General features: G+C 44.2%; 29 protein-coding genes and 1 other annotated feature (1 of these 30 cut by a window edge). Of the genes, 28 read left to right on the top strand and 1 reads right to left on the bottom strand.

What is annotated here, in order from left to right; genetic code table 11:
* Nucleotides 1-119 (top strand) — a sequence feature (ribosomal protein L10 leader region); it begins 11 nt to the left of the window's first position.
* Nucleotides 120-143: 24 nt separating this feature from the next.
* The 10 genes from rplJ (at nucleotide 144) to D6853_RS07480 (ending at nucleotide 15,906) form a co-directional block, all read left to right on the top strand.
* Nucleotides 144-761: a 50S ribosomal protein L10 gene (gene rplJ / locus D6853_RS07525; RefSeq protein ID WP_120657385.1), complete on the top strand. Its 618-nt coding sequence runs from the start codon at nucleotides 144-146 to the stop codon at nucleotides 759-761.
* Nucleotides 762-830: 69 nt separating this feature from the next.
* A complete protein-coding gene (rplL, locus tag D6853_RS07520; RefSeq protein ID WP_120657384.1) occupies nucleotides 831-1,208 on the top strand; it encodes a 50S ribosomal protein L7/L12 in 378 nt (125 codons plus the stop codon).
* A gap of 329 nt (nucleotides 1,209-1,537) precedes the next feature.
* On the top strand, nucleotides 1,538-5,410 hold the full coding sequence (gene rpoB, locus D6853_RS07515) for a DNA-directed RNA polymerase subunit beta (RefSeq protein WP_120657383.1): 3,873 nt from the start codon (nucleotides 1,538-1,540) through the stop codon (nucleotides 5,408-5,410).
* A 53-nt stretch (nucleotides 5,411-5,463) separates the two neighbouring features.
* Complete coding sequence (gene rpoC, locus D6853_RS07510; RefSeq protein ID WP_120657450.1) at nucleotides 5,464-9,189, top strand: DNA-directed RNA polymerase subunit beta'; 3,726 nt, start codon at nucleotides 5,464-5,466, stop codon at nucleotides 9,187-9,189.
* A gap of 215 nt (nucleotides 9,190-9,404) precedes the next feature.
* Complete coding sequence (gene rpsL, locus D6853_RS07505; protein WP_092247259.1) at nucleotides 9,405-9,824, top strand: 30S ribosomal protein S12; 420 nt, start codon at nucleotides 9,405-9,407, stop codon at nucleotides 9,822-9,824.
* Nucleotides 9,825-9,955: 131 nt separating this feature from the next.
* Nucleotides 9,956-10,426: a 30S ribosomal protein S7 gene (gene rpsG / locus D6853_RS07500; RefSeq protein ID WP_026515646.1), complete on the top strand. Its 471-nt coding sequence runs from the start codon at nucleotides 9,956-9,958 to the stop codon at nucleotides 10,424-10,426.
* Between the two features lie 36 nt (nucleotides 10,427-10,462).
* Nucleotides 10,463-12,580, top strand: coding sequence for an elongation factor G (fusA, locus tag D6853_RS07495; protein ID WP_120657382.1), 2,118 nt, complete (start codon nucleotides 10,463-10,465; stop codon nucleotides 12,578-12,580).
* Between the two features lie 99 nt (nucleotides 12,581-12,679).
* Nucleotides 12,680-13,870 (top strand): elongation factor Tu, encoded by a 1,191-nt coding sequence (tuf, locus tag D6853_RS07490; RefSeq protein ID WP_120657381.1) that lies wholly within the window; start codon nucleotides 12,680-12,682, stop codon nucleotides 13,868-13,870.
* Nucleotides 13,871-14,033: 163 nt separating this feature from the next.
* On the top strand, nucleotides 14,034-15,074 hold the full coding sequence (locus D6853_RS07485) for a hypothetical protein (protein WP_120657380.1): 1,041 nt from the start codon (nucleotides 14,034-14,036) through the stop codon (nucleotides 15,072-15,074).
* Between the two features lie 121 nt (nucleotides 15,075-15,195).
* Complete coding sequence (locus D6853_RS07480) at nucleotides 15,196-15,906, top strand: GTP pyrophosphokinase (RefSeq protein ID WP_120657379.1); 711 nt, start codon at nucleotides 15,196-15,198, stop codon at nucleotides 15,904-15,906.
* On the opposite strand, the gene D6853_RS07475 is transcribed toward D6853_RS07480, so the two are convergent.
* On the bottom strand, nucleotides 15,907-16,770 hold the full coding sequence (locus D6853_RS07475; protein ID WP_120657378.1) for a class I SAM-dependent methyltransferase: 864 nt from the start codon (nucleotides 16,768-16,770) through the stop codon (nucleotides 15,907-15,909).
* Between the two features lie 512 nt (nucleotides 16,771-17,282).
* Between D6853_RS07475 and rpsJ the strand changes: the two genes are divergently transcribed.
* From rpsJ to rplR, 18 genes are all read left to right on the top strand, one after another.
* On the top strand, nucleotides 17,283-17,594 hold the full coding sequence (rpsJ, locus tag D6853_RS07470) for a 30S ribosomal protein S10 (protein WP_013279995.1): 312 nt from the start codon (nucleotides 17,283-17,285) through the stop codon (nucleotides 17,592-17,594).
* 181 nt (nucleotides 17,595-17,775) lie between these two features.
* The gene (gene rplC, locus D6853_RS07465) at nucleotides 17,776-18,459 is read left to right on the top strand and encodes a 50S ribosomal protein L3 (RefSeq protein WP_092247238.1); all 684 of its coding nucleotides are present in this window, start codon (nucleotides 17,776-17,778) and stop codon (nucleotides 18,457-18,459) included.
* Nucleotides 18,460-18,485: 26 nt separating this feature from the next.
* A complete protein-coding gene (gene rplD, locus D6853_RS07460; RefSeq protein WP_120657377.1) occupies nucleotides 18,486-19,109 on the top strand; it encodes a 50S ribosomal protein L4 in 624 nt (207 codons plus the stop codon).
* Nucleotides 19,109-19,408 carry a 50S ribosomal protein L23 gene (rplW, locus tag D6853_RS07455; protein WP_120657376.1) on the top strand — a complete coding sequence of 100 codons (300 nt, stop codon included), beginning with the start codon at nucleotides 19,109-19,111 and terminating at the stop codon, nucleotides 19,406-19,408. The genes rplD and rplW overlap by 1 nt, the downstream gene beginning before the upstream one ends.
* Nucleotides 19,409-19,509: 101 nt before the next feature.
* Nucleotides 19,510-20,352 carry a 50S ribosomal protein L2 gene (gene rplB, locus D6853_RS07450; protein WP_120657375.1) on the top strand — a complete coding sequence of 281 codons (843 nt, stop codon included), beginning with the start codon at nucleotides 19,510-19,512 and terminating at the stop codon, nucleotides 20,350-20,352.
* An 11-nt stretch (nucleotides 20,353-20,363) separates the two neighbouring features.
* Nucleotides 20,364-20,654 carry a 30S ribosomal protein S19 gene (rpsS, locus tag D6853_RS07445; protein ID WP_092247228.1) on the top strand — a complete coding sequence of 97 codons (291 nt, stop codon included), beginning with the start codon at nucleotides 20,364-20,366 and terminating at the stop codon, nucleotides 20,652-20,654.
* 28 nt (nucleotides 20,655-20,682) lie between these two features.
* On the top strand, nucleotides 20,683-21,078 hold the full coding sequence (gene rplV / locus D6853_RS07440; RefSeq protein ID WP_442857313.1) for a 50S ribosomal protein L22: 396 nt from the start codon (nucleotides 20,683-20,685) through the stop codon (nucleotides 21,076-21,078).
* A 19-nt stretch (nucleotides 21,079-21,097) separates the two neighbouring features.
* Nucleotides 21,098-21,769, top strand: coding sequence for a 30S ribosomal protein S3 (gene rpsC, locus D6853_RS07435; protein WP_022778093.1), 672 nt, complete (start codon nucleotides 21,098-21,100; stop codon nucleotides 21,767-21,769).
* On the top strand, nucleotides 21,769-22,200 hold the full coding sequence (gene rplP, locus D6853_RS07430) for a 50S ribosomal protein L16 (RefSeq protein ID WP_092247225.1): 432 nt from the start codon (nucleotides 21,769-21,771) through the stop codon (nucleotides 22,198-22,200). Before rpsC ends, rplP begins: the two co-directional genes overlap by 1 nt.
* Complete coding sequence (gene rpmC / locus D6853_RS07425) at nucleotides 22,197-22,406, top strand: 50S ribosomal protein L29 (RefSeq protein WP_092247222.1); 210 nt, start codon at nucleotides 22,197-22,199, stop codon at nucleotides 22,404-22,406. The genes rplP and rpmC overlap by 4 nt, the downstream gene beginning before the upstream one ends.
* Before the next feature lie 31 nt (nucleotides 22,407-22,437).
* Nucleotides 22,438-22,692 (top strand): 30S ribosomal protein S17, encoded by a 255-nt coding sequence (gene rpsQ, locus D6853_RS07420; protein WP_013280005.1) that lies wholly within the window; start codon nucleotides 22,438-22,440, stop codon nucleotides 22,690-22,692.
* A 21-nt stretch (nucleotides 22,693-22,713) separates the two neighbouring features.
* Nucleotides 22,714-23,082 (top strand): 50S ribosomal protein L14, encoded by a 369-nt coding sequence (gene rplN / locus D6853_RS07415; protein ID WP_013280006.1) that lies wholly within the window; start codon nucleotides 22,714-22,716, stop codon nucleotides 23,080-23,082.
* Between the two features lie 13 nt (nucleotides 23,083-23,095).
* Nucleotides 23,096-23,425 (top strand): 50S ribosomal protein L24, encoded by a 330-nt coding sequence (gene rplX, locus D6853_RS07410; RefSeq protein WP_120657374.1) that lies wholly within the window; start codon nucleotides 23,096-23,098, stop codon nucleotides 23,423-23,425.
* 22 nt (nucleotides 23,426-23,447) lie between these two features.
* On the top strand, nucleotides 23,448-23,990 hold the full coding sequence (gene rplE / locus D6853_RS07405; RefSeq protein WP_120657373.1) for a 50S ribosomal protein L5: 543 nt from the start codon (nucleotides 23,448-23,450) through the stop codon (nucleotides 23,988-23,990).
* Between the two features lie 20 nt (nucleotides 23,991-24,010).
* Entirely contained in the window at nucleotides 24,011-24,196 is a 186-nt protein-coding gene (locus tag D6853_RS07400) for a type Z 30S ribosomal protein S14 (RefSeq protein ID WP_022764364.1), read from the top strand.
* Between the two features lie 178 nt (nucleotides 24,197-24,374).
* Nucleotides 24,375-24,776: a 30S ribosomal protein S8 gene (gene rpsH / locus D6853_RS07395; RefSeq protein WP_026490024.1), complete on the top strand. Its 402-nt coding sequence runs from the start codon at nucleotides 24,375-24,377 to the stop codon at nucleotides 24,774-24,776.
* Nucleotides 24,777-24,791: 15 nt separating this feature from the next.
* Nucleotides 24,792-25,331, top strand: coding sequence for a 50S ribosomal protein L6 (rplF, locus tag D6853_RS07390; RefSeq protein WP_092247211.1), 540 nt, complete (start codon nucleotides 24,792-24,794; stop codon nucleotides 25,329-25,331).
* 21 nt (nucleotides 25,332-25,352) lie between these two features.
* On the top strand, nucleotides 25,353-25,721 hold the full coding sequence (gene rplR, locus D6853_RS07385; RefSeq protein WP_092247208.1) for a 50S ribosomal protein L18: 369 nt from the start codon (nucleotides 25,353-25,355) through the stop codon (nucleotides 25,719-25,721).
* The last annotated feature ends 4 nt before the right edge of the window (nucleotides 25,722-25,725 follow it).

The raw sequence follows: 25,725 nt of genomic DNA, 5'->3' as shown, positions 1-25,725 counted from the left end.
AACCGTGCCGAAGACAGCAGGTGTTCCGAGAGGAACGTAAAGTGAAAGCGCCTGCCGAGGAAAAGTTATGATTAGACTTTTAGCCTCTCGATGTCTTCGAGAGGTTTTTTTTCGGCGGTTAATTCTATAAGGAGGTAAAAAGAATGGCAAAGGTTGAACTTAAAAAGCCTGTAGTTGATGAGATTTCAGAGAAGATTAAAGACGCACAGGCGCTCGTACTTGTAGATCACCGCGGACTTACTGTTGCACAGGATACTGAGCTTCGTAAGAAACTTCGTGAAGAAGGCGTTACATATAAGGTTTACAAGAATACGATGATGAACTTCGCATTCAAGGGAACAGATTTCGAGCAGCTTAAGGATCTCCTTAACGGACCCAGCGCTATGGCTGTATCTACTAACGATCCTGCAGCACCCGCTCGTGTTCTTTACAACTTCGCTAAGACAGCGAAGGCCCTTGAGATTAAGGGTGGTGTTATAGAAGGAAAGTTCTATGACGCACAGGGAATGAGCGAGATCGCTTCTATTCCTTCAAAGGAAGTTCTTCTTTCCAAGTTGCTTGGCTCTATGCAGTCACCTATCGCAAACTTCGCTCGTGTTATCAATCAGATCGCAGAGAAGGGCGGTGCCGGTGAGGCAGCTCCCGCAGAGGAAGCAGCACCTGCAACTGAGGAAGCAGCTCCCGCAGCAGAAGAGGCAGCACCTGTTGAGACAGCAGAGGCTCCCGCAGCTGAGACAGCTGAAGCACCTGCAGCAGAGTGATCTGAGCATTGCTTCATGAACTAATTTAAACAAAACTAATTTATTGATTATTATACGGAGGTATATAAAATGGCAAAGTTATCTACAGCAGAAATCATTGATGCTATCAAAGAGTTAACAGTTCTTGAGTTAAACGAGCTTGTAAAGGCTTGTGAGGAAGAGTTCGGCGTATCTGCAGCAGCAGGCGTTGTAGTTGCAGCAGCTGGTGCTGGCGCAGGTGCAGGCGGAGAAGAGAAGTCTGAGTTCAACGTTGAGCTTACAGAGGTTGGACCTAACAAGGTTAAGGTTATCAAGGTTGTTCGTGAGATCACAGGTCTTGGACTTAAGGAAGCAAAGGATCTCGTAGACGGAGCTCCTAAGATGATCAAGGAGAACGCAGCTAAGGCTGAGGCTGAGGACATCAAGGCTAAGGTTGAGGCTGAGGGCGCTAAGGTTACTCTCAAGTAAGTGATATAAGCTTAAAAGCAAAAGGTCTATCACATGTTTACATGTGATAGACCTTTTATTTTTAAGCAAAACGTATATGAGGAAGTAGCACGATAGTGCGGATTCCGAATATACGTAGGATTGCGAGAGTGCGAAGCACGAAGCAATCCGTATATCACTTTTACAGGGCACTCATACTTCCTTGAAAAAAGTCCTTGACATCAAAAAAAACTAGAAGTACAATGGAAAATGCACTATTGTGGTGTAATGGGTCTTTTTGCGCGCTTTTTTAAAGTGCCGGAACAGACTCTGCAATATATATCAATACTAAAAGAACGGGGTGAATGTCAATGGAAAAAAACAGATTACATCCTACCGGCTCTGGTAAGAACATACGAATGAGCTTCCAGCGCCAGAAGGAAGTCCTGGAGATGCCGAACCTGATTGAAGTTCAGAAGAATTCATATCAGTGGTTTCTTGACGAAGGCTTGAAGGAAGTCTTTGACGATATCTCTCCTATTGAGGACTACAGTGGCAAACTCAGTCTGGAATTTGTTGATTTCAAGCTTTGCGAGGATGAGATCGACAAGAATAAGAATACGATTGAGAAGTGCAAGGAGAGAGATGCAACATTTGCTGCACCTTTAAAGGTAAAGGTTCGTCTTCATAATAAGGAGAAGAACGAGTTTACCGAGCATGAGATTTTTATGGGTGACCTCCCTCTCATGACTGCAACAGGTACCTTTGTAATCAACGGAGCTGAGCGTGTTATCGTCAGCCAGTTGGTACGTTCACCCGGTATCTATTACGATATTACATACGATAAGATCGGTAAGGAGCTTATTGCATGTACCGTTATCCCTAACAGAGGTGCATGGCTTGAGTACGAGACCGATTCCAATGACGTATTCTATGCAAGAGTAGACAGAACGAGAAAGGTTCCCGTTACTGTTCTTATTAGAGCGCTCGGAATCGGAACAAATGAAGAGATTCTTGAACTCTTCGGCGACGAGCCTAAGATTCAGGGCAGTTTTTCAAAAGACCCTTCTACAGATTATCAGAGTGGTCTTCTTGAGCTGTACAGAAAAATACGTCCCGGTGAGCCTCTTTCTGTTGAGAGTGCAGAGAGCCTTATCAACGCTATGTTCTTTGATGCAAGAAGATATGATCTTGCCAAGGTTGGTAGATATAAGTTCAATAAGAAGCTTCACTTCAAGAACCGTATCAACGGACACGTTCTCGCTGAGGATGTAGTTGATGAGTTCACAGGTGAGATGATCGCTTCAGCAGGAACCAAGGTAGACCGTGCTCTTGCTACAGAGATCCAGAACTGTGCTATTCCTTACGTATTCCTTCAGGAGGAAGAGCGCAACGTTAAGGTTCTTTCCAATATGATGGTAGACATCACACACTTCATTGACTGTGATCCTGCCGAGCTTGGAATCAACGAGGATGTTTACTATCCCGTACTTAAAGAGATCCTTGATGAGTACACAGCCAAGAACGACCCCGAAGGACTTGCTGAAACCATCAAGAAGCGCGTACATGATCTTATTCCCAAGCACATTACAAGAGAAGATATCATTGCTTCTATTAACTATAATATTCATCTTGAATACGGCATCGGTAACGATGATGATATCGACCACCTCGGAAACAGACGTATCCGTTGCGTAGGCGAGCTTCTTCAGAATCAGTACCGTATCGGACTTTCAAGACTTGAGAGAGTGGTTCGTGAGAGAATGACAACTCATGATACTGAGGAAGTATCACCTCAGATCCTTATCAACATCAAGCCTGTACAGGCTGCTGTTAAGGAGTTCTTCGGTTCATCACAGCTTTCACAGTTCATGGATCAGAACAACCCTCTCGGTGAGCTCACTCACAAGAGACGTCTTTCAGCACTTGGTCCCGGTGGTCTTTCAAGAGACAGAGCCGGATTCGAGGTTCGAGACGTTCACTATACACACTATGGTCGTATGTGTCCTATCGAGACACCTGAAGGACCTAACATCGGTCTTATCAACTCACTCGCAAGCTATGCAAGAGTAAACGACTATGGTTTCGTTGAGGCACCTTATCGTAAGGTTGACCAGTCAGACCCTGAGAATCCCAGAGTAACTGACGAGGTTGAGTATCTTACAGCCGACGAAGAAGATAATTACCATGTAGCTCAGGCTAATACTCCTCTTGATGAGAACGGTTTCTTCAAGAGAAATACAGTATCCGGCCGTTACAGAGAAGAGACATCCGCATATCCCAAGACAGCATTTGAGTATATGGACGTGTCTCCCAGAATGGTATTCTCAGTTGCTACAGCACTTATTCCTTTCCTTGAGAACGACGATGCTAACCGTGCCCTCATGGGATCAAACATGCAGCGTCAGGCAGTGCCGCTTCTTACAACAGAAGCTCCTGCAGTAGGAACAGGTATGGAGCGCAAGGCAGCCGTTGACTCAGGTGTCTGCGTTGTCGCAAGAAAAGCCGGAACTGTTGACTTTGTTGACAGCAAGCTTATCCAGATGACATACGATGACGGTGAGAAGGAAGAGTTCCACCTCATTAAGTTCCAGAGATCCAACCAGAGTAACTGCTACAACCAGAGACCCATCGTATTCAAGGGCGACCACGTTGAGGCAGGACAGGTTATCGCAGACGGTCCTTCAACTTCACAGGGAGAGCTCGGTCTTGGTAAGAACCCTCTTATCGGTTTCATGACATGGGAAGGTTACAACTACGAGGACGCTGTTCTTCTTTCAGAAAGACTTGTTCGTGATGATGTATTTACATCTGTACATATAGAAGAGTACGAGGCAGAGGCTCGTGAGACCAAGCTCGGACCCGAAGAGATCACACGCGACGTTCCCGGTGTCGGCGACGACGCACTCAAGGATCTCGACGATCGCGGAATCATCCGTATCGGCGCAGAGGTTCGTGCCGGTGACATCCTTGTAGGTAAGGTTACTCCTAAGGGAGAGACAGAGCTTACAGCTGAGGAGAGACTCCTTCGCGCGATCTTCGGTGAGAAGGCAAGAGAGGTTAGAGATACATCTCTTAAGGTTCCTCACGGAGAATACGGTATCGTTGTTGATGCCAAAGTATTTACTAGAGAAAACGGTGATGAGCTATCACCCGGTGTTAACCAGGCTGTTCGTATCTACATCGCTCAGAAGAGAAAGATCTCTGTAGGTGATAAGATGGCCGGACGTCACGGTAACAAGGGTGTCGTTTCAAGAGTACTTCCTATAGAAGATATGCCTTATCTTCCTAACGGCAGACCTCTTGATATCGTGCTTAACCCCCTCGGCGTTCCTTCCCGTATGAATATCGGACAGGTCCTCGAGATTCACCTTTCACTTGCTGCCAAGGCACTTGGATTTAACATCGCAACACCTATTTTTGACGGTGCTAACGAGAAAGACATTCAGGATACTCTTGAGATGGCTAACGATTACGTTAACAGCTCATGGGAAGATTTTGAAAAGAAATATAAGGATCTTGTAAATCCCGAGATCATGGATTATCTCTATGAGAACAGGGATCACAGAGAGCTCTGGAAGGGTGTACCGATCAGATCCGACGGAAAGGTACAGCTCCGTGACGGTAGAACAGGACAGAAGTTTGACAGTCCCACAACTATCGGACACATGCATTACCTCAAGCTCCACCACCTCGTTGACGATAAGATCCACGCACGTTCAACCGGCCCTTACTCACTTGTTACACAGCAGCCTCTCGGCGGTAAGGCACAGTTCGGTGGACAGCGTTTCGGAGAGATGGAGGTTTGGGCTCTCGAGGCTTATGGTGCTGCATATACACTTCAGGAGATTCTTACAGTTAAGTCTGATGACGTTGTAGGACGTGTTAAGACTTACGAGGCTATCATCAAGGGAGATAACATCCCTGAACCCGGTGTGCCTGAGTCATTCAAGGTTCTTTTGAAAGAACTTCAGTCACTTGGTCTTGATATCAAGGTTCTCCGTGAGGACAACACAGAAGTTGAGATCAAAGAGAGTGTAGATTACACAGAATCCGATTATCGTTATGAGATCGAAGGCGATACTTCGGGACGTGACTACGGCCAGGAATCATTTGAGGCAAACGGATATACTCAGCAGAGATTTGATGAGAGCGGCGAGCTCGTATCAGAGGTCGAGGATTCCGGAAGCTTCGATTCGGATGAAGATTTCGATGATTTTGGCGATGCATCCGATGACGAGTAATTTGCAGTAACTAATAAAGCAAAGAAAAGAGGTTACGAATGTCTGATTCAACTATGAATAAAGCAATAAATGAAGCTTCAAGCGGAAGATCAACACAGCAGCAGACTTATCAGCCGATGACTTTTGATTCCATCAAGATTGGTCTTGCTTCTCCTGAGAAGATCAGAAGCTGGGTACACAGAATAGATAACGATCCACTCAGTGGACAGGTTACTAAGCCTGAGACAATCAACTACAGAACATTAAAGCCTGAAAAAGACGGTTTGTTCTGCGAAAGAATTTTTGGACCTACCAAGGACTGGGAATGTCACTGCGGTAAGTACAAAAAGATCAGATATAAGGGTGTTGTCTGCGACCGTTGCGGCGTAGAGATCACCAAATCAAGCGTACGTCGTGAGAGAATGGGATACATCGAGCTTGCAGCTCCCGTATCACATATCTGGTACTTCAAGGGAATTCCCAGCAGAATGGGACTTATCCTTGACCTTTCACCCCGTGTTCTTGAAAAAGTATTGTATTTTGCTTCCTATATAGTACTTGATCCCGGTGAGACAACACTTGAGTACAAGCAGGTTCTCTCCGAGAAGGAGTATCAGGATGCGAGAGAAGAGTGGGGCGGCAAGTTCCGCGCAGGTATGGGCGCTGAGTCCATCAAAGAGCTCCTTCTCGATATCGATCTTGAGAAAGAGTACCAGGAGTTAAAAGAGGGTCTTGATACTTCAAGCGGACAGAAGAGAGCAAGAATTATCAAGAGACTTGAGGTTGTAGAGGCATTCAGAGAGTCAGGAAACCTTCCTGCATGGATGATCATGGACTGCATCCCGGTTATTCCTCCGGATCTTCGTCCTATGGTTCAGCTTGATGGCGGACGTTTCGCTACATCTGACCTTAACGATCTTTACAGAAGAATCATTAACAGAAACAACAGACTTAAGAGACTTATGGATCTCGGAGCTCCCGACATCATCGTTCGTAACGAGAAGAGAATGCTCCAGGAGGCTGTTGATGCACTTATCGATAACGGTAGAAGAGGAAGACCTGTAACAGGACCCGGTAACAGAGCACTTAAGTCACTTTCTGACATGCTTAAGGGTAAGTCGGGACGTTTCCGTCAGAACCTTCTCGGTAAGCGTGTAGACTATTCAGGACGTTCGGTTATCGTCGTTGGACCCGAACTTAAGATTTATCAGTGCGGACTTCCTAAGGAAATGGCTATCGAGCTCTTCAAGCCTTTCGTTATGAAAGAACTTGTTTCCAGAGGAATCTCACAGAACATAAAGAACGCCAAGAAGCTCGTTGAGAGACTTGATGAGCAGGTTTGGGACGTTCTCGAGGATGTAATCAAAGAGCACCCTGTTATGCTTAACCGTGCTCCCACACTTCACAGACTTGGTATTCAGGCATTTGAGCCTATCCTTGTAGAAGGTAAAGCTATTAAGCTTCATCCTCTTGTATGTACACCTTTCAACGCCGACTTCGACGGTGACCAGATGGCTGTACACCTTCCATTGTCAGTAGAGGCACAGGCTGAGTGCAGATTCCTTATGCTCTCACCTAACAACCTTCTTAAGCCTTCTGACGGTGGCCCTGTAAACGTTCCTACACAGGATATGGTACTTGGTATTTACTACCTCACACAGGAAAGACCCGGAGCCCTTGGCGAAGGAAAAGTATTCAAGAGCGTAGATGAGGCTATTCTTGCATACGAGAACGGTTACATTACACTTCAGTCAAGAATTAAGATCAGAATAGAGAAGAAGAACGCCGAAGGTGAGGTTTCTACAGGATTTGCAGAATCAACACTCGGAAGATTCCTCTTCAACGAGATCATTCCTCAGGATCTTGGCTTTGTAGACAGAACCAATCCCGAGAATACATTCAAGCTTGAAGTTGACTTCATGGTTGGTAAGAAACAGCTTAAGCAGATCGTTACCGCTATGATCAATACACATGGTACATTCGCAACTGCAGAGGTTCTTGATAATATCAAGGCAACAGGTTACCACTACTCAACAAGAGCAGCTATGACTGTTTCCATCGCCGATATGACAGTGCCTCCTCAGAAGCAGCAGATGCTTGATGAAGCTCAGGCAACTGTTGATAAGATCGCTGCTAACTATCGCCGTGGTCTCATCACAGACGAAGAGCGTTATCGTGCGGTAGTTGATACTTGGATGGAGACCGATAAAGAGCTCACAGAAGTGCTTCTCGCAGGTCTTGATAAGTACAACAACATCTACATGATGGCTGACTCAGGTGCCCGTGGTAGTAACCAGCAGATCAAGCAGCTTGCAGGTATGCGTGGACTTATGGCCGATACAACAGGTCGTACCATCGAGCTTCCTATCAAGTCTAACTTCCGTGAAGGACTTGACGTTTTGGAATACTTCATGTCAGCGCACGGTGCTCGTAAGGGACTTTCAGATACGGCTCTTCGTACAGCCGATTCCGGATACCTTACACGTCGAATGGTAGACGTATCTCAGGAGCTTATCATTCGTGACATCGATTGCTGCGAAGGTAAGGAAGTAATCCCCGGAATGACCGTTAAGGCATTCATGGACGGAAAAGAGACAATCGAGCCTCTTAAGGACAGAATCACAGGAAGATATTCCTGCGAGACTATAAAAGATAAGGACGGCAACGTTCTTGTTAAGAAGAATCACATGATCACTCCTTCAAGAGCCGAGAAGATTCTTACAATAGGTGTCAATGCTAAGGGACAGCCTGTTGATGCAGTTAAGATCCGTACAATCCTTACTTGCCGTTCACACAACGGAATCTGTGCTAAGTGCTACGGCGCTAACATGGCAACAGGTGAGGCAGTTCAGGTCGGCGAGGCAGTTGGTATCATCGCTGCTCAGTCAATCGGTGAGCCCGGTACACAGCTTACCATGAGAACATTCCACACAGGTGGTGTTGCCGGTGGCGATATCACACAGGGTCTTCCCCGTGTCGAGGAGTTGTTCGAGGCAAGAAAGCCTAAGGGACTTGCGATTATCTCAGAGCTTGACGGTCAGGTTGAGATCAGAGATACAAAGAAAAAGCGTGAAGTTATCGTAACCAACGATGAGACAGGCGAGTCAAAAGCTTATCTTATCCCTTACGGATCACGTATCAAGGTTCAGGACGGAACAACCATTGAAGCAGGTGATGAACTTACAGAAGGTTCAGTTAACCCTCACGATCTTCTTAAGATCAAGGGAATCCGTGCAGTACAGGATTATCTCTTAAGAGAAGTTCAGAGAGTTTACCGCTTACAGGGTGTTGATATCTGCGATAAGCACATCGAGGTTATCGTTCGTCAGATGCTCAAGAAGGTAAGAATCGACGAGAGCGGAGATACAGATTTCCTTCCCGGAACACTTGTTGATGTTCTTGATTTCGAGGATAAGAACGAGGCACTCATCTCTGAGGAGAAGAGACCTGCGGAAGGTAAGCAGGTAATCCTTGGTATCACCAAGGCAGCACTTGCAACCAACTCATTCCTTTCAGCAGCATCATTCCAGGAGACAACCAAGGTTCTTACTGATGCAGCTATCAAGGGTAAGGTTGATCCTCTTATCGGACTTAAAGAGAACGTTATTATCGGTAAGCTTATTCCTGCCGGAACAGGTATGAAGAGATACAGAAACACAGCTCTTAATACTGACGCTAACTTCGAAGATGCTGAGAAGCTCATTCTCAAGAAGAAAAAGAAAGAGGTTGAGCAGGAAGCGGTAGCCGAGGAAGAAATCGAGATCGATGACGAACTTTCGGTATCCGATGACGAAGAGTAATTCATAAGATTTAATTGTTCCTGCGAACCATGCGTGGTTCGCGGGAACGTGTTATGAAAAAATCTGTTGACAACAAAATAATAACTCTTTATAATTCATAATTGCGTGTATAAACGAAGGGGTGAAACTATGCCCTTTTGTTTTATGCTATAAATCGCGGGTTATGAACTCGCTTTTTATATTAGTTTTTCTTATCAAAATAGGAGGTAAAAGGAATGCCAACATTTAACCAGTTAGTTAGAAAGGGTCGTCAGACATCTGTAAAGAAGTCTACAGCACCTGCGTTGCAGAAGGGTTTTAACTCTCTTCACAAGAAGGCAACTGCAACAGCTTCTCCTCAGAAGCGTGGTGTTTGCACAGCTGTTAAGACTGCAACCCCTAAGAAGCCTAACTCTGCTCTGAGAAAAATCGCCAGAGTACGTCTTTCTAACGGTATTGAGGTAACAAGCTACATTCCCGGAGAAGGTCACAACCTTCAGGAGCATAGCGTTGTTCTTATCCGTGGCGGAAGAGTTAAGGATCTCCCTGGTACAAGGTATCACATTATCAGAGGTACTCTTGATACTGCAGGTGTAGCCGACAGAAAACAGGCTCGTTCTAAGTATGGCGCTAAGAAGCCTAAGGCTGCCAAGTAATTTATTTTAAGTAACAGATCTAATTTTAAAGTGTTGGTGTTCTATTCTATATATTAAGTAGTAAAGAAACCGCACGTACACTAAATTAGTGAGTACCGTTGATTTTAGCAATTCTAAAGGAGGGAAGAACCGTGCCGCGTAAAGGACATATTGTAAAACGTGACGTATTAGCAGATCCTTTATACGATAACAAGGTTGTAACCAAGCTTGTTAACCAGGTAATGCTCGATGGTAAGAAGGGCGTTGCTCAGAAGATCGTATATGGTGCATTTGCACAGGTAGAAGAGAAGGGTGGAAAGCCCGCTCTTGAAATTTTCGAGGGAGCTATGAATAACATCATGCCCGCTCTCGAAGTAAAAGCAAGACGTATTGGTGGTGCTACATACCAGGTTCCTATTGAGGTTAGACCAGACAGACGTCAGGCTCTTGCACTTCGTTGGCTTGTAACTTTCTCACGTGCAAGAGGCGAGAAGACTATGGTAGACAGACTCGCTTCAGAGATTATGGATGCATACAATAACACTGGTGCAGCTGTAAAGAGAAAAGAAGACATGCACAAGATGGCAGAAGCAAACAAGGCATTCTCACACTACAGATTCTAATCTGGTGAGATTTCAGATTTTTAGGAGGAAGAACCTTTGGCTGATAGACAATACCCATTGGAGAGAACCAGGAACATCGGTATCATGGCTCATATCGACGCAGGTAAGACTACTCTTACAGAGCGTATTCTTTACTATACCGGTGTAAACTATAAGATTGGTGAGACCTATGAAGGTACTGCTACCATGGACTGGATGGAACAGGAGCAGGAAAGAGGTATCACAATCACATCCGCAGCTACAACATGCCACTGGACACTTCAGGAAAACGGTAAGACTAAGCCCGGCGCTCTTGAGCACCGTATCAACATCATTGATACACCCGGCCACGTAGACTTCACCGTTGAGGTTGAGCGTTCACTTAGAGTACTTGACGGCGCTGTAGGCGTATTCAGTGCTAAGGAAGGTGTTGAGCCTCAGTCTGAGAACGTTTGGCGTCAGGCTGACGGATTTAATGTTCCTCGTATGGCATTCATCAACAAGATGGATATCATCGGAGCAAACTACTACGGAGCAGTTGAGCAGATCCGTAACAGACTTAAGAAAAATGCTATTATGATCGAGATTCCTATCGGAGCTGAGGATCAGTTCCAGGGTGTTATCGACCTTTTCGAGATGCAGGCATACATCTACAACGACGATAAGGGTGAGGATGTTACTATCGGTGAGATCCCCGCTGACCTTAAGGACGACGCTGAGCTTTATCATGGCGAACTCGTTGAGAAGATCTGCGATCTTGATGAAGATCTTATGATGGAGTACCTTGAGGGTAACGAGCCTTCTAAGGAGGAGCTCAAGGCTGCACTTCGTAAGGCTACTTGCGAATGTAGAGCATTCCCTGTTTGCTGCGGTTCAGCGCACAAGAACAGAGGTATCCAGAAACTTATCGACGCAGTTATCGAATTCATGCCTTCACCTGTTGATATCCCTGCTTGTAAGGGTACAGACATGGATGGCAACGAAGTTGAGATTGAGTCAACAGATAATGGACCTTTTGCAGCCCTTGCATTCAAGATTGTCAGCGATCCTTTCGTAGGAAAGCTTGCATTCTTCCGTGTATATCGTGGTACAGCAAACTCAGGTTCATATGTACTTAACAGCTCAAAAGATAATAAGGAACGTCTTGGACGTATTCTTCAGATGCACGCTAACAAGAGATCAGACCTTGATAAGGTTTACTCAGGTGATATCGCTGCTGCAGTTGGACTTAAGAACACTGTAACAGGTGACACACTTTGCGATGAGAAGAATCCTGTTATCCTTGAGTCTATGGAATTCCCTGATCCTGTTATCGAGCTTGCTATCGAGCCTAAGACTAAGGCCGGTCAGCAGAAGCTTGACGAGGCTCTTCAGAAGCTTGCTGAAGAAGATCCTACATTCAGAGCTCACACTAACTCTGAGACAGGTCAGACAATCATTGCCGGAATGGGTGAGCTTCACCTTGACATTATCGTAGACAGACTTCTTCGTGAGTACAAGGTTGAGGCTAACGTTGGTGCTCCTCAGGTTGCATATAGAGAGGCACTTACAAAGGCAGTTGATATTGAGTCTAAATATGCTAAGCAGTCCGGTGGACGTGGACAGTACGGACATTGTAAAGTTCGTTTCGAGCCCATGGATGCCAACGGAGACAATCTTTACCAGTTCGATAGCGAAGTTGTCGGCGGTGCTATTCCTAAGGAATTCATCCAGCCTATCAGCGAAGGTATCGAAGAGGCTATGAAGGCCGGAACACTTGGTGGATATCCTGTTGTAGGTGTACACGCTACTGTATACGACGGATCATATCACGAAGTCGACTCTTCAGAAATGGCATTCCACATCGCCGGATCTATGGCGTTCAAGGATGCTATGCAGAAGGGTGCACCTGTTCTTCTTGAGCCTATCATGAAGGTTGAGGTAACTATGCCCGAGGAATACATGGGTGACGTTATCGGTGATGTAAACTCACGTCGTGGACGTGTAGAAGGTATGGACGATCTCGGCGGCGGTAAGATCGTAAGAGCTTATGTTCCTCTTGCTGAGATGTTCGGATACGCTACAGACCTTCGTTCAAGAACTCAGGGTCGTGGTAACTACTCAATGTTCTTTGAGAAGTATGAGCCCGTTCCTAAGAACGTTCAGGAGAAAGTTCTTACAAATAAGGCGAAATAATTATTGATAAAACGCCGAAGTTTTAATATAATCGATGTAGTCGGTTAAATTATGTATGTAAATGTTGATTAACATTTAACCTAAGGAGGATATTTAGAAATGGCAAAAGCTAAGTTTGACAGAAGCAAACCACACGTTAACATTGGTACAATCGGACACGTTGACCATGGTAAGACAACTCTTACAGCTGCAATCACAGCAGTACTTGCTGACAGAGGATTCAGCCCTGCAGTTGCATTTGATCAGATTGATAAGGCTCCCGAAGAGAAGGAGAGAGGTATCACAATCAACTCTGCACACATCGAGTATGAGACAGAGAAGAGACACTATGCACACGTTGACTGCCCTGGCCACGCTGACTATGTAAAGAACATGATCACTGGTGCAGCTCAGATGGATGGTTCTATCCTCGTTGTTGCTGCTACTGACGGTGTTATGGCACAGACTAAGGAGCACGTTCTTCTTGCTCGTCAGGTTGGTGTTCCTTACATCATCGTATTCATGAACAAGTGTGATATGGTTGATGATCCTGAGCTTCTTGACCTCGTTGAGATGGAGATCAGAGACCTTCTTACAGAGTATGAGTTCCCCGGAGATGACACACCTATCATCCGTGGTTCAGCTCTTAAGGCTCTTGAGGATCCTAAGTGCGAGTGGGGCGACAAGATCGTTGAGCTCATGAACACAGTTGACGAGTACATCCCTGAGCCTACTCGTGAGACAGATAAGCCTTTCCTTATGCCTGTTGAGGACGTATTCACAATCACAGGACGTGGAACAGTTGCTACTGGTAGAGTAGAGAGAGGTTCACTTAACCTCAACGACGAAATCGAAATCGTTGGTATCAAGGAAGAGACATCTAAGTCTGTTGTAACAGGTATCGAGATGTTCCGTAAGACAATGGATTACTGCGAGGCTGGTGACAACGTAGGTCTTCTTCTTCGTGGTGTTGACCGTGAAGGTATCCAGAGAGGTCAGGTTATCACAAAGCCCGGCACAGTAACTTGCCATACAAAGTTCACTGCTGAGGTTTACGTTCTTACTAAGGACGAGGGTGGCCGTCATACACCTTTCTTCACAAACTACAGACCTCAGTTCTACTTCAGAACAACTGACGTTACAGGTGTCTGCAACCTTCCCGATGGTGTTGAGATGTGCATGCCTGGTGACCACGTAACAATGTCTATCGAGCTTATTCACCCCATCGCTATGGAGCAGGGTCTTAAGTTCGCTATCCGTGAGGGTGGACGTACAGTTGGATCAGGTAAGGTTGCTACAATCGTAGAGTGATCTACCTTCTAGCTTTTAGCTAAATGCAAATATAAAGAGCTTCGAGCCTTGTGCCCGGAGCTCTTTTTTATTTGCTTTTTCTATAAACATTCACCGAGTTTAAACCGATATATACGATATAAGGATAACTATACATATTTATCACTAACACAGGAGGAACCTTATGCGTATACAACAGAACACGGATGTTCAGAATAATCTTTATCCCTCACAGGAGCCGATCGATCCCGACAAAGTCAAAACAAGTGACAAAGGGAAGAATGTTTCTGTGTCAGGAGCCAATCTCAAGATTCAGAGCTTGCTTGAGCAGCGTCAGGACTTTGCTAAAAAGAATGCGCTTAAGATCGTAGCGGATGCATTTGACGGAGAGAAGAAGCTTGATGCTCAAATGCAGTCAATAAAGGATCAGATAAAATCCCTTTCTGAAGAATTAAATGAAATGAAAGAGCAGCACAAAGCGGACAATGCCATGCTCAAAGAGCTCATGTCTGAATATGGGGTTGAACCTACAAGTAGAGAGTATATTGAACTTGAGGGGTACGCCGAGAGAGCACGGAGTACTGATCCCGATACTCAGCTTTCTTTAGATGAATATAACAATCTAACTGAGTTTCAGAAGAAAGCATTGTACTATGTCTCTTCGGACCAAGATAAAACAAAAGAAATGAGGGATATAGAGAATAAGATGGCATCACTCGTCTGCGGCTATGCGGACATCAAGAGAGAACGCCTTAAATCCAATGATATGCTCGATGCCCAAAAGGAAGCTGATAATATTATGGACGCATCCACTAAGGAAGCGATAGCTCTTTTGACAAGCGACGCAGTCGAGAATATCGATGAAGAGCAGAAAGAGCGCGAAGAGGAAGCCAAGGAAGCTGCAGAAGAGAAGAAAGAGGAAAAGAAGAAAGAAGCCAAGAAGCTGGAGAAAGAGGCTCAGTTGCAGGAACTTATCGAGAATATAAAAGATAGAACAGAACTCGGACATACAACCGGCGCCGATGCTAAGAGAGCAATAGCCAGAAGAGAACGCGCGGAGGCAGAGGAGAATAATCCCGATAATTATAAGAAAGTGGTTATCACAGAGGAAAGGTCGCTTGAAGACGTGCAGGAAGATGTCAACATTGAGATAACCAACATCCTCAATAAGCTGAGTCTTTTATCCAATGATGTAAAAGGAGCTTCCATAGATAATCAAGTGTAAAATGTGTTCAAACGCCTAAAAACACGCAAGATTAGTAGTATTTTTATAATTAGTTCATAGAATGTTTAAGGCTTGCTGCTATACTGAACTTACGAGAACTACAAGAAAAGGAGTGAAGTCTATGGCAGTAAAACACGTCGACTATTCCAAGATAGATTTTGCTAAGCAGGGGGGAGATGGGAGTATCACACACAGTGATCTCGAGAATCTTCTCAAAATGAAAGATCAGTATAAAGATTTTCAGCTTCTGATGATGAAATATGATTGTGCTTTGTCGGAAGTCAGGACCAAGCTGGATGTACTCAACAAAGAGCTTTCGCTTCGAAACAACAGAAACCCTTTTGAGGCGATCAAGATGAGAATAAAGACTCCAATGAGTATCTACAACAAGTTGGAGGCAAAAGGACTTGATTTTTCACTGGATAATATAAAAAAGAACATATCGGACATCGCAGGTATAAGAGTCATTTGCTCGTTTGTCGATGACATTTACATGCTCGCCGATTGCCTTGCCAAGCAGGATGACATTGAGGTAATACAGAAAAAAGATTACATTGAAAAGCCCAAGAAGAGCGGTTACAGGAGCTTACACCTTATTATCGAGGTTCCTATATTCTTAACTCAGGAAAAAGAGTTTATGAAGGTGGAAGTTCAGTTCAGAACAATCGCAATGGACTTCTGGGCAAGTCTTGAACACAAGATGAAATATAAAAAGAACATCGAAAACCAGGATGTGATTTCCGATGATCTTAAGTTTAGCGCAGATCTTATAAATCAGCTCGATCTTAGAATGCAGCAGATACGAGAAAAGATCGATGCAAGCGAAGAATAATTATTTAGCTGTCCATCTTCCGCTTGCGCCGCAGGGAAGAACGAGACCGTTGTTTTTAACCGGAAGACCGATCTCATTTGCTTCAATTGTTCCGGGATGTATCGGATCAAGAACAGTATGAAGCATGTATGAAAGAACTGCGGGCTGTAAACCGGTTGTATACGAATTTATAAGGAAGAAAAGAGGATTATCCGAAAGGAGCTTACTCGTAAGCTGAATAAAAGGAAAAACAGATTCCTCAATCTTCCAGATCTCACCTTTGGGTCCTCTTCCGTAAGAAGGAGGATCCATTATTATGCCGTCATATTTGTTTCCTCTTCTTATTTCTCTTTCTACGAATTTAACGCAGTCATCTACGAGATATCTGATGGGGGCATCGGCAAGACCTGAGGAAGCCGCATTCTCTTTTGCCCAAGCTACCATGCCCTTGGCAGCGTCAACGTGTGTGACGCTTGCACCGGCTTTGGCGGCCGATACAGTGGCGCCTCCCGTATAAGCAAAGAGGTTGAGAACCTTGATCGGGCGATCGGCCTTCTTTATTAAAGAAGAAAACCAATCCCAGTTTGCAGCCTGCTCCGGGAAAAGACCCGTATGCTTGAAGCTGAAGGGCTTAAGATTAAAAGTAAGATCCTTATAATTAATAGTCCATTCCTCCGGAAGCTTGTGGAACTCCCACTCGCCGCCGCCTTTATTGCTTCTGTGATAATGTCCGTTGGGCTTCTTCCATCCGAAGTGTTTCTTTTCAGTGTTCCATATTACCTGAGGATCCGGTCTTACAAGCAGGTAGTCGCCCCATCTTTCGAGCTTCTCGCCGCTTGAGGTATCGATGACCTCATAATCTTTCCATCCGTCTGCAATCCACATATCTTAGTGCCTTTCTGTTTATATTATGAACAATGTCTTTTTACCTATATATAATATGATTCTAACTCATGTCCATCGTGAATGATATCACGATAATTACCGTCATTCCAATGAAATGGCAAAAGAGATTAAAATAGATCAAGTAAAATGGGCAAAAAACATTGATTTTGCGATTAAAGTGATTAATTTATAAAAAGAGGTTGCATATATCGGAAAAATGTTTTATAGTATAAGACGCTGTGACATGATAGCTATGAAGCGTGAGGTTGCTGCTTTATCCAGTTAAGCAGGTTTTCCGTGGAGCGAATGTCTAGAGGCTGCCGAGCAGCCAAACAAACTGACGACAAGTCACTGTACAGTAATTTAAGTCTGCCGACTAACCCAAGGCAGAAACGACGTGTAGAAGTTTTACAGCTTTAATTTGGTTTATTGCTTAGGACACACACGGGAGAGTGTACAGTCACCGCTTGTCGTACTTAATTCAAAAGTGCGAAAAGGAGGCGACTTTTTTTATGGCAAATCAGGTAATGAGAATTACACTTAAGGCATATGATCATCAGCTTGTTGATGCATCTGCCAAGAAGATCATCGAGACAGTCAAGAAGAACGGTTCTCAGGTAAGCGGACCTGTTCCCCTTCCTACAAAGAAGGAAGTTGTTACTATCTTAAGAGCTGTTCATAAGTATAAGGATTCAAGAGAGCAGTTCGAGCAGAGAACACACAAGAGACTTATCGATATCATTACACCTACTTCCAAGACAGTAGAGGCTCTTCAGAGACTCGAGATGCCTGCAGGTGTAAACATTAACATCAAGATGAAGTAATACATATAAGAAGTATTACATTATCTAATAAAGTAACTATTTATTTTAAACCTCTACTAGTATGATGCGAGACGCATGATGCCGTGATAACTGGAGAATTGTTCAAAACGTTGCGGAACAATTGAAGCGACATTGCGAATGAAGTAAGCATCCGCTGTAGACGTAATAAGGAGGTAAAAACATGAAGAAGGCTATTTTAGCTACAAAAGTCGGAATGACTCAGATCTTCAAAGAGGACGGTTCACTCGTTCCTGTAACAGTTCTTCAGGCAGGACCTTGTGTTGTTACACAGATCAAGACTGTTGAGAACGACGGTTACAGCGCTGTCCAGGTTGGCTTTGTTGACAAGAAGGAAAAGGTTGTTAACAAGGACAAGAACGGAAACAAGACAATTTATCATCGCCACGGTGCTACCAAGGCTGAGCAGGGTCACTTCAAGAAGGCAGGAGTTTCTTGCAAGAGATATGTAAGAGAGTTCAAGCTTGAGAACGCTGCAGAGTATGAGCTTGGTGCAGAGATCAAGGCTGATGTATTTGCTGAAGGCGACAAGATCGACGCTACAGCAATTTCAAAGGGAAAAGGATTCCAGGGCGCCATCAAGAAGAATGGTCAGCACAGAGGACCCATGGCTCACGGTTCCAAATTCCACCGTCATCAGGGTTCTAATGGTTCATCTTCAGATCCCAGCCGCGTATTTAAGGGTAAGGGAATGCCCGGTCACATGGGTAGTGTGAAAGTAACAGTTCAGAATCTTGAGGTTGTTAGAGTAGACGCAGACAAGAACCTTATTCTTGTAAAGGGCGCTATTCCCGGACCTAAGAAGGGACTTGTTACCATCAAGGAAACCGTTAAGGTTATCGGATAATAGAACACGAAAGGAGGACCATACAGATGGCTAATGTATCTGTTTACAATATGGAAGGCAAAGAAGTTGGTAAGCTTGATTTAAGCGATGCTATCTTCGGAGTTGAAGTAAATGAACATCTCGTACACATGGCAGTTCTTCAGCAGCTCGCTGACAAGCGCCAGGGTACACAGAAAGCAAAGACACGTTCTGAAGTTTCAGGAGGCGGAAGAAAGCCTTGGAGACAGAAGGGAACAGGTCATGCTAGACAGGGATCTATCAGAGCTCCTCAGTGGAAGGGCGGCGGAGTTGTATTTGCTCCCGTTCCGAGAGATTACTCTTTCAAGATGAACAAGAAAGAGAAGAGAGCTGCTCTTAAGTCTGCTCTTACAGATAAGGCTCAGAACAACAACATCATCGTAGTTGACGAGCTTAAGTTCGATGAGATCAAGGCTAAGAAGTTCGCAGAGGTTATGAACAACCTCAAGGCTACACGTAAGGCTCTTGTAGTTCTTGCAGACAATGACAAGAACGTAGTTCTTTCAGCAAGAAACCTTGCAGAGGCTAACACAACACTTACAAACACACTTAATGTTTATGATATCGTAAACGCTAGGACACTCGTTCTTACAAAGGACGCAGTAGCTAAGATAGAGGAGGTGTATTGCTAATGGCAGCATTACAGTATTATGACGTAATCCTTAAGCCTGTAATTACTGAGAAGAGCATGGCAGGTATGAGCGAGAAGAAGTACACTTTCCTTGTAAATCCTGAAGCAAACAAGACACAGATCAAGGAAGCTGTAGAGAAGATGTTCGAAGGAACAAAAGTTGCTAAGGTTAACACTCTCAATGCCAACGGCAAGAAGAAGAGACGTGGAATGACAATCGGCTTCACAGCTAAGACTAAGAAAGCGATCGTTCAGTTAACTGATGACAGCAAGGACATCGAAATCTTCCAGGGACTTTAATTTTTAGACGACTATAAACTATACGTGCGAATCCAACTTAAGTCCGGGATTCAAGTGCGACAAGCACCATGCACGTGATAAACAAAAAAGGAGAAAATATCATGGGAATTAAGAAATACGGCCCATATACCCCATCCAGAAGAAATATGACCGGTTCAGATTTCTCAGAGATCACAAAGAAGACTCCCGAGAGATCACTCGTTGTTTCTAAGAACAGCAAGGCCGGACGTAACAACCAGGGTAAGATCACTGTTAGACATCGTGGATGCGGCGGCAGAGTTAAGTACAGAATTATAGATTTCAAGAGAAATAAGGACGATATGACTGCAACAGTTATCGGTATCGAGTACGATCCTAACAGATCTGCTAATATCGCACTTATTCAGTACGAGGATGGAACAAAAGCATACATCCTTGCACCTAACGGTCTTACAGACGGAATGAAAGTTATGAACGGCGCTAACGCTGAGATCAGAGTTGGTAACTGCCTTCCTCTTTCAGCAATTCCCGTCGGTGAAAACGTACACAACATTGAGCTTTATCCCGGAAAGGGCGGCCAGATGGTTCGTTCAGCCGGAAACGCTGCACAGCTCATGGCTAAAGAAGGTAAGTACGCAACACTTCGTCTTCCTTCAGGCGAGATGAGAATGGTTCCTATCGAGTGCAGAGCAACAATCGGTGTTGTAGGAAACGGTGATCACAACCTTATTAACTATGGTAAAGCCGGAAGAATCCGTCACATGGGTATCAGACCTACAGTTCGTGGTTCTGTTATGAACCCTAACGACCATCCTCACGGAGGTGGTGAAGGTAGAGCACCTATTGGACGTTCTGGCCCTTGCACACCTTGGGGCAAGCCTGCTCTTGGTTACAAGACACGTAAGGCTAAGAAGGCTTCAAACAAGCTGATCGTAAGAAGAAGAAACGGTAAAGCCATCAAATAAGGAGGAATAAAATGTCTAGATCACTTAAAAAGGGACCTTTTGCAGACGCAAGCCTGCTCAAGAAGATAGATGCTATGAACGCAGAGGGCCAGAAGCAGATAGTTAAGACTTGGTCACGTCGTTCTACAATTTTCCCGTCTTTTGTTGGACACACAATAGCTGTTCATGACGGAAGAAAGCATATTCCTGTATATGTTACTGAAGATATGGTTGGACACAAGCTTGGTGAGTTTGTTCCCACAAGAACATTCAGAGGACATGCCGGAAGTTCTCCCGTTGAGAGAAAGAGCAGCATTAACTAAGAAGTGTCAATGAAAGGAGGTCAAATCCATGGAAATGGAAATCAAGCATAGATCAAAAATCAAAAGAGAAAGAAATCGTGACAATAAAGAGACAAGACCTTTTGCAAAGTTATCTTACGCAAGAATACCTGTTCAGAAGGCATGCTTTGTCATGGATGCTATCAGAGGTAAGGACGTTGAGACTGCACTTGCAATCCTTCAGTACAACCCCAGATATGCTTCAAGCGTAATCTACAAGCTCTTAAACAGTGCTGTAGCTAACGCAGAGAATAATAAGGGAATGAACAGAGCAAACCTCTTTGTTGCTGAGTGCACTGCAAGCAACGGCCCTATCATGAAGAGAATTCAGCCCAGAGCTCAGGGCAGAGCATACAGAATCAACAAGAGAATGAGCCATCTGACTGTTATTTTGGACGAGAGATAATTGAAAGGAGAAGCGAAAAATGGGACAGAAAGTTAATCCTCATGGCCTCAGAGTCGGTGTTATCGCTGACTGGGATTCCAAGTGGTACGCTGAATCTGGCGATTTCGCCAATAATCTTGTAGAAGATTACAATATCAGAAAATTTCTGAAGAAGAAGTTATATGCAGCTGGTGTTTCTAAGATCGAGATCGAGAGAGCATCAGATAGAGTTAAGGTTATCGTTTACACAGCTAAGCCCGGTGTTGTTATCGGTAAGGGCGGTGCTGAGATCGAAGTAACCAAGAAAGAGCTTTCAAAGCTCACAGACAAGAAGGTTCTTGTTGATATCAAAGAGATCAAGAAGCCCGATAAGGATGCACAGCTTGTTGCAGAGAACATCGCTCAGCAGCTCGAGAACCGTGTATCATTCAGAAGAGCAATGAAGTCTTGCATGAGCAGAACCATGAAGACAGATGCACTTGGTATCAAGGCATGCTGCTCAGGCCGTCTCGGCGGTGCTGATATCGCTCGTTCAGAGTTCTACAGCGAGGGAACTATTCCTCTTCAGACACTCAGAGCAGATATTGATTATGGATTTGCTGAAGCAGATACAACTTACGGCAAGGTTGGTGTTAAGGTATGGATCTACAAGGGAGAAGTACTTCCGACCAAGGCTGGTGAGAATTCAGATAAGGAAGGGAGCGATAAATAATGTTAATGCCAAAGAGAGTTAAGCACCGCAAGCAGTTCCGCGGTTCAATGGCTCATAAAATTACTCGTGGTACTACAATCACTTATGGTGAGTACGGAATTGTTGCGCTTGAGCCTTGCTGGATCAATTCAAACCAGATTGAGGCAGCTCGTATAGCTATGACACGTTTCATCAAGCGTGGTGGTAATGTTTGGATCAAGATTTTTCCTGACAAACCAATCACATTAAAGCCTCTTGGAACACGTATGGGTTCCGGTAAAGGTGCAGTAGATAGATGGGTAGCTGTTGTTAAGCCCGGTCGTGTAATGTTCGAAATCGGTGGAGTTGCCGAGGCCGATGCTAGAGAAGCTCTTCGTCTTGCGACACATAAGCTTCCTTGCAAATGCAAGATCGTTTCAAAGGCTGATTTGGAAGGCGGTGTATCTAAATGAAAATAAATAAGTATGTAGACGAGCTTAAGGCTAAGTCTGTTGATGAGCTTCAGACAGAGCTTGTATCAGCTAAGAAGGAACTTTTTAATTTAAAATTCCAGAACGCTACAAACCAGTTGGATAATACAGCAAGAATCAAAGAAGTAAGAAGAAATATTGCAAGAATCCAGACTGTAATCACACAGAATGCTAAGGCTGCTAACTAAGCCTTTTGCCTAATCTAAAAGGAGAATAATCGTGGAAAGAAATTTAAGAAAAACGCGTGTTGGAAAAGTAACAAGCGATAAGATGGACAAGACCATCACAGTTTCCATTGAGGACCATGTTAAGCATCCTCTTTACAAGAAAATCGTGAAGAGAACATATAAGCTTAAGGCTCATGACGAGAACAATGAGTGCCGTATCGGTGACACAGTTAAAGTCATGGAAACAAAGCCTATCTCCAAAGATAAGAGATGGAGACTTGTATCCATTATTGAACGTGCAAAGTAATACGAAAAAAGGAGAAATATCATGATTCAGCAGGAAAGTAGACTGAAGGTCGCTGATAACACCGGTGCGAAAGAGCTTCTCACTATCCGTGTTATGGGTGGATCTACAAGAAGATATGCGAGAATCGGCGACACTATCGTTGCTTCCGTTAAAGAAGCAACACCCGGCGGAGTTGTAAAGAAGGGTGATGTTGTAAAGGCTGTTGTCGTTCGTACTGTTAAAGAGACACGTCGTAAGGACGGTTCCTACATCAGATTTGATGAGAACGCTGCTGTTGTTATCAATGAAGATGGTACGCCTAAGGGAACACGTATTTTTGGACCCGTAGCCAGAGAGCTTCGTGAGAAGAAATTCATGAAGATCCTTTCTCTTGCTCCGGAAGTATTATAAGGAGGCGCCCATAATGTCAACATGTAAGATTAAGAAGGGCGATACTGTAAAGGTTATCGCCGGTAGAGAAATCGACAAGGAAGGCAAAGTTCTTTCTGTTGATCCTAAGAACGGTAAGGTTGTTGTAGAGGGTATCAATAAGGTTACAAAGCATGAGAAGCCTTCAGCAAAGAACCCTAACGGCGGAATTGTAGAGAGCGAAGCTGCTCTTGATATCTCAAACGTTGTGTATCTTCACAAGGGCAAGCCTACCAGAATCGGCTTCAAGGTTGAGAAGGACGAGAACGGTAAGGTTGTAAAGAAGAACCGCATCGCTAAAAAGACCGGTGAGGTTATTGACTAATTTTGGAAGGAGGTATTAAACGTTGAGTAGTAGATATAAAGATTTATACAAGAACGAGATCGTTGATGCTATGACCAAGAAGTTCGGTTATAAGAACGTTATGCAGGTACCTAAGCTCGACAAGATCGTTGTAAATATGGCAGTTGGAGAAGCTAAGGAGAATGCTAAGCTTCTTGAGAACGCTGCAAACGATATGGCTATCATCACAGGCCAGAAGCCTATCTATACAAAGGCTAAGAAGTCAATCGCTAACTTCAAGTTGAGAGAGGGCATGCCTATCGGATGTAAGGTTACACTCCGTGGCGAGAAGATGTACGATTTCCTTGATCGTCTCGTAAACCTTGCTCTTCCCAGAGTTCGTGACTTCAGAGGAGTTAATCCTAACTCTTTTGACGGAAGAGGAAACTATGCACTTGGACTTAAAGAGCAGCTCATCTTCCCTGAGATCGAGTATGATAAGATCGATAAGACAAGAGGTATGGATGTAATTTTCACAACAACAGCTAAGACAGACGAAGAGGCTCGTGAGCTTCTCAGACTGTTCAATATGCCTTTTGCAAAGTAATTATAGGAGGGAAATAACACATGGCTAAATTATCCATGAAGTTGAAACAGCAGATGAAACCTAAGTTCTCTACACGTGCATACAACCGTTGTAAGATCTGTGGTCGTCCTCATGCTTATCTTAGAAAGTACGGAATCTGCAGAATTTGCTTCCGTGAGCTTGCATATAAGGGCGAGATTCCTGGTGTTCGTAAGGCATCTTGGTAATTCTGTAGTTTTATAGTTAACTTTTATTTGTTAGGGTCATTAAAACAAAATGCATACACGCTTGCGTGTTAAGCATTTTGCGTATGACGCCTATATATTTAAACATTGCGGCTTCGTGTCTCTGCTCAATTCGGGGAGTAGTAAGGCGAAGCAAGAATAATTAAGGAGGCAATTTAAAATGGCAATGAACGATCCTATTGCAGATATGCTTACAAGAATTCGTAACGCAAATACTGCAAAGCATGACACTGTTGATGTTCCTTCTTCAAAGATGAAGCTTGCGATTGCAAACATTCTTCTTGATGAGGGTTATATTAAGAAGCTTGATGTTGTTGAAGATGGCGCTTTCAAGAATCTTCACATCACACTTAAGTACGGTGCAGACAGAAACGATAAGGTTATTACAGGCCTTAAGAGAATCTCAAAACCCGGTCTTCGTGTATACGCAGGCAAGGATGAGCTTCCCAGAGTATTAGGCGGTCTTGGTATTGCGATCATTTCAACAAACCAGGGCGTTGTAACTGATAAAAAAGCAAGAGAGCTCCAGGTTGGTGGCGAAGTTCTTGCATTCATTTGGTAAATTGGAGGTACGGGCATGTCACGAATCGGAAAAATGCCAATCGCAGTTCCTGCTGGAGTTACAGTAGAAGTTGCAGAAAATAATAAGGTGACTGTTAAGGGACCTAAGGGTACCCTTACAAGAGTATTCCCTGCTGAGATTTCTTTCTCACAGGCAGATGGTCAGATCGAAGTTAAGAGACCTGACGATCAGAAGAAGACAAGAGCTTTACACGGTCTTTCAAGAAGCCTTCTCAACAACATGGTTGTTGGTGTAACAGATGGTTTCGAGAAGAAGCTCGAGGTTAACGGTGTAGGTTACAGAGCTGCTAAGAATGGTAAGACACTCTCTCTTACACTTGGTTATTCACATCCCGTTGAACTTACTGATCCTGAAGGAGTTGAGACAGTAGTTGAGGGACAGATAATCACTGTTAAGGGAATCGACAAAGAGGCTGTTGGCCAGCACGCTGCTATCATCAGAGAGAAGAGAGCTCCCGAACCTTATAAGGGCAAAGGAATCAAGTACATTGATGAAGTTATCAAGCGTAAGGTTGGTAAGACAGGTAAGAAGTAATTAAGATAAGGAGAGTGCAAAATGGTTAGTAAAGAATCAAGACAGAAAGTTCGTGCTAAAAAGCACATGAAGATTCGTAATCGTTTCAGCGGAACAGCTGAGAGACCACGTTTAGCAGTATTTAGAAGCAATAATCATGTTTATGCACAGGTTATTGATGATGTTGCCGGCAAGACAATTGTTTCTGCTTCAACTCTTGAAAAAGATATCAAGGCAGAGCTCAAGAATACAGACGACATTGAGGCTGCTACAAAGATCGGTAATGTTGTAGCAAAGAGAGCATTAGATAAGGGCATCAAGGCCGTTGTATTTGACAGAGGTGGATATATCTACCACGGAAAAGTAAAAGCTTTAGCTGATGCTGCCAGAGAAGCTGGCCTTGAATTCTAAGAAG

The organism is Butyrivibrio sp. X503, assembly GCF_003625475.1.
Classification (GTDB): Bacteria; Bacillota; Clostridia; order Lachnospirales; family Lachnospiraceae; genus Butyrivibrio.
The sequence above is the reverse complement of the archived record's forward strand: the minus strand, read 5'-3'. Positions and strand labels throughout refer to the sequence as shown.

Bases quoted from the DNA above. Each gene is read 5' to 3' on its own strand.
- D6853_RS07480 (WP_120657379.1), top strand. From the start codon at position 15,196: ATGGCAGTAAAACACGTCGACTATTCCAAGATAGATTTTGCTAAGCAG.
- rplC (WP_092247238.1), top strand. From the start codon at position 17,776: ATGAAGAAGGCTATTTTAGCTACAAAAGTCGGAATGACTCAGATCTTC.
- rplB (WP_120657375.1), top strand. From the start codon at position 19,510: ATGGGAATTAAGAAATACGGCCCATATACCCCATCCAGAAGAAATATG.
- rplX (WP_120657374.1), top strand. From the start codon at position 23,096: ATGTCAACATGTAAGATTAAGAAGGGCGATACTGTAAAGGTTATCGCC.
- rplW (WP_120657376.1), top strand. From the start codon at position 19,109: ATGGCAGCATTACAGTATTATGACGTAATCCTTAAGCCTGTAATTACT.
- rpoC (WP_120657450.1), top strand. From the start codon at position 5,464: ATGAATAAAGCAATAAATGAAGCTTCAAGCGGAAGATCAACACAGCAG.
- rplV (WP_442857313.1), top strand. From the start codon at position 20,683: ATGGAAATGGAAATCAAGCATAGATCAAAAATCAAAAGAGAAAGAAAT.
- tuf (WP_120657381.1), top strand. From the start codon at position 12,680: ATGGCAAAAGCTAAGTTTGACAGAAGCAAACCACACGTTAACATTGGT.
- rplR (WP_092247208.1), top strand. From the start codon at position 25,353: ATGGTTAGTAAAGAATCAAGACAGAAAGTTCGTGCTAAAAAGCACATG.
- rpmC (WP_092247222.1), top strand. From the start codon at position 22,197: ATGAAAATAAATAAGTATGTAGACGAGCTTAAGGCTAAGTCTGTTGAT.
- rpoB (WP_120657383.1), top strand. From the start codon at position 1,538: ATGGAAAAAAACAGATTACATCCTACCGGCTCTGGTAAGAACATACGA.
- rplP (WP_092247225.1), top strand. From the start codon at position 21,769: ATGTTAATGCCAAAGAGAGTTAAGCACCGCAAGCAGTTCCGCGGTTCA.
- rplD (WP_120657377.1), top strand. From the start codon at position 18,486: ATGGCTAATGTATCTGTTTACAATATGGAAGGCAAAGAAGTTGGTAAG.
- D6853_RS07475 (WP_120657378.1), bottom strand. From the start codon at position 16,770: ATGTGGATTGCAGACGGATGGAAAGATTATGAGGTCATCGATACCTCA.
- rpsL (WP_092247259.1), top strand. From the start codon at position 9,405: ATGCCAACATTTAACCAGTTAGTTAGAAAGGGTCGTCAGACATCTGTA.
- rplJ (WP_120657385.1), top strand. From the start codon at position 144: ATGGCAAAGGTTGAACTTAAAAAGCCTGTAGTTGATGAGATTTCAGAG.
- rplL (WP_120657384.1), top strand. From the start codon at position 831: ATGGCAAAGTTATCTACAGCAGAAATCATTGATGCTATCAAAGAGTTA.
- rplN (WP_013280006.1), top strand. From the start codon at position 22,714: ATGATTCAGCAGGAAAGTAGACTGAAGGTCGCTGATAACACCGGTGCG.
- rpsS (WP_092247228.1), top strand. From the start codon at position 20,364: ATGTCTAGATCACTTAAAAAGGGACCTTTTGCAGACGCAAGCCTGCTC.
- D6853_RS07400 (WP_022764364.1), top strand. From the start codon at position 24,011: ATGGCTAAATTATCCATGAAGTTGAAACAGCAGATGAAACCTAAGTTC.
- D6853_RS07485 (WP_120657380.1), top strand. From the start codon at position 14,034: ATGCGTATACAACAGAACACGGATGTTCAGAATAATCTTTATCCCTCA.
- rplF (WP_092247211.1), top strand. From the start codon at position 24,792: ATGTCACGAATCGGAAAAATGCCAATCGCAGTTCCTGCTGGAGTTACA.
- rpsC (WP_022778093.1), top strand. From the start codon at position 21,098: ATGGGACAGAAAGTTAATCCTCATGGCCTCAGAGTCGGTGTTATCGCT.
- rpsH (WP_026490024.1), top strand. From the start codon at position 24,375: ATGGCAATGAACGATCCTATTGCAGATATGCTTACAAGAATTCGTAAC.
- rpsJ (WP_013279995.1), top strand. From the start codon at position 17,283: ATGGCAAATCAGGTAATGAGAATTACACTTAAGGCATATGATCATCAG.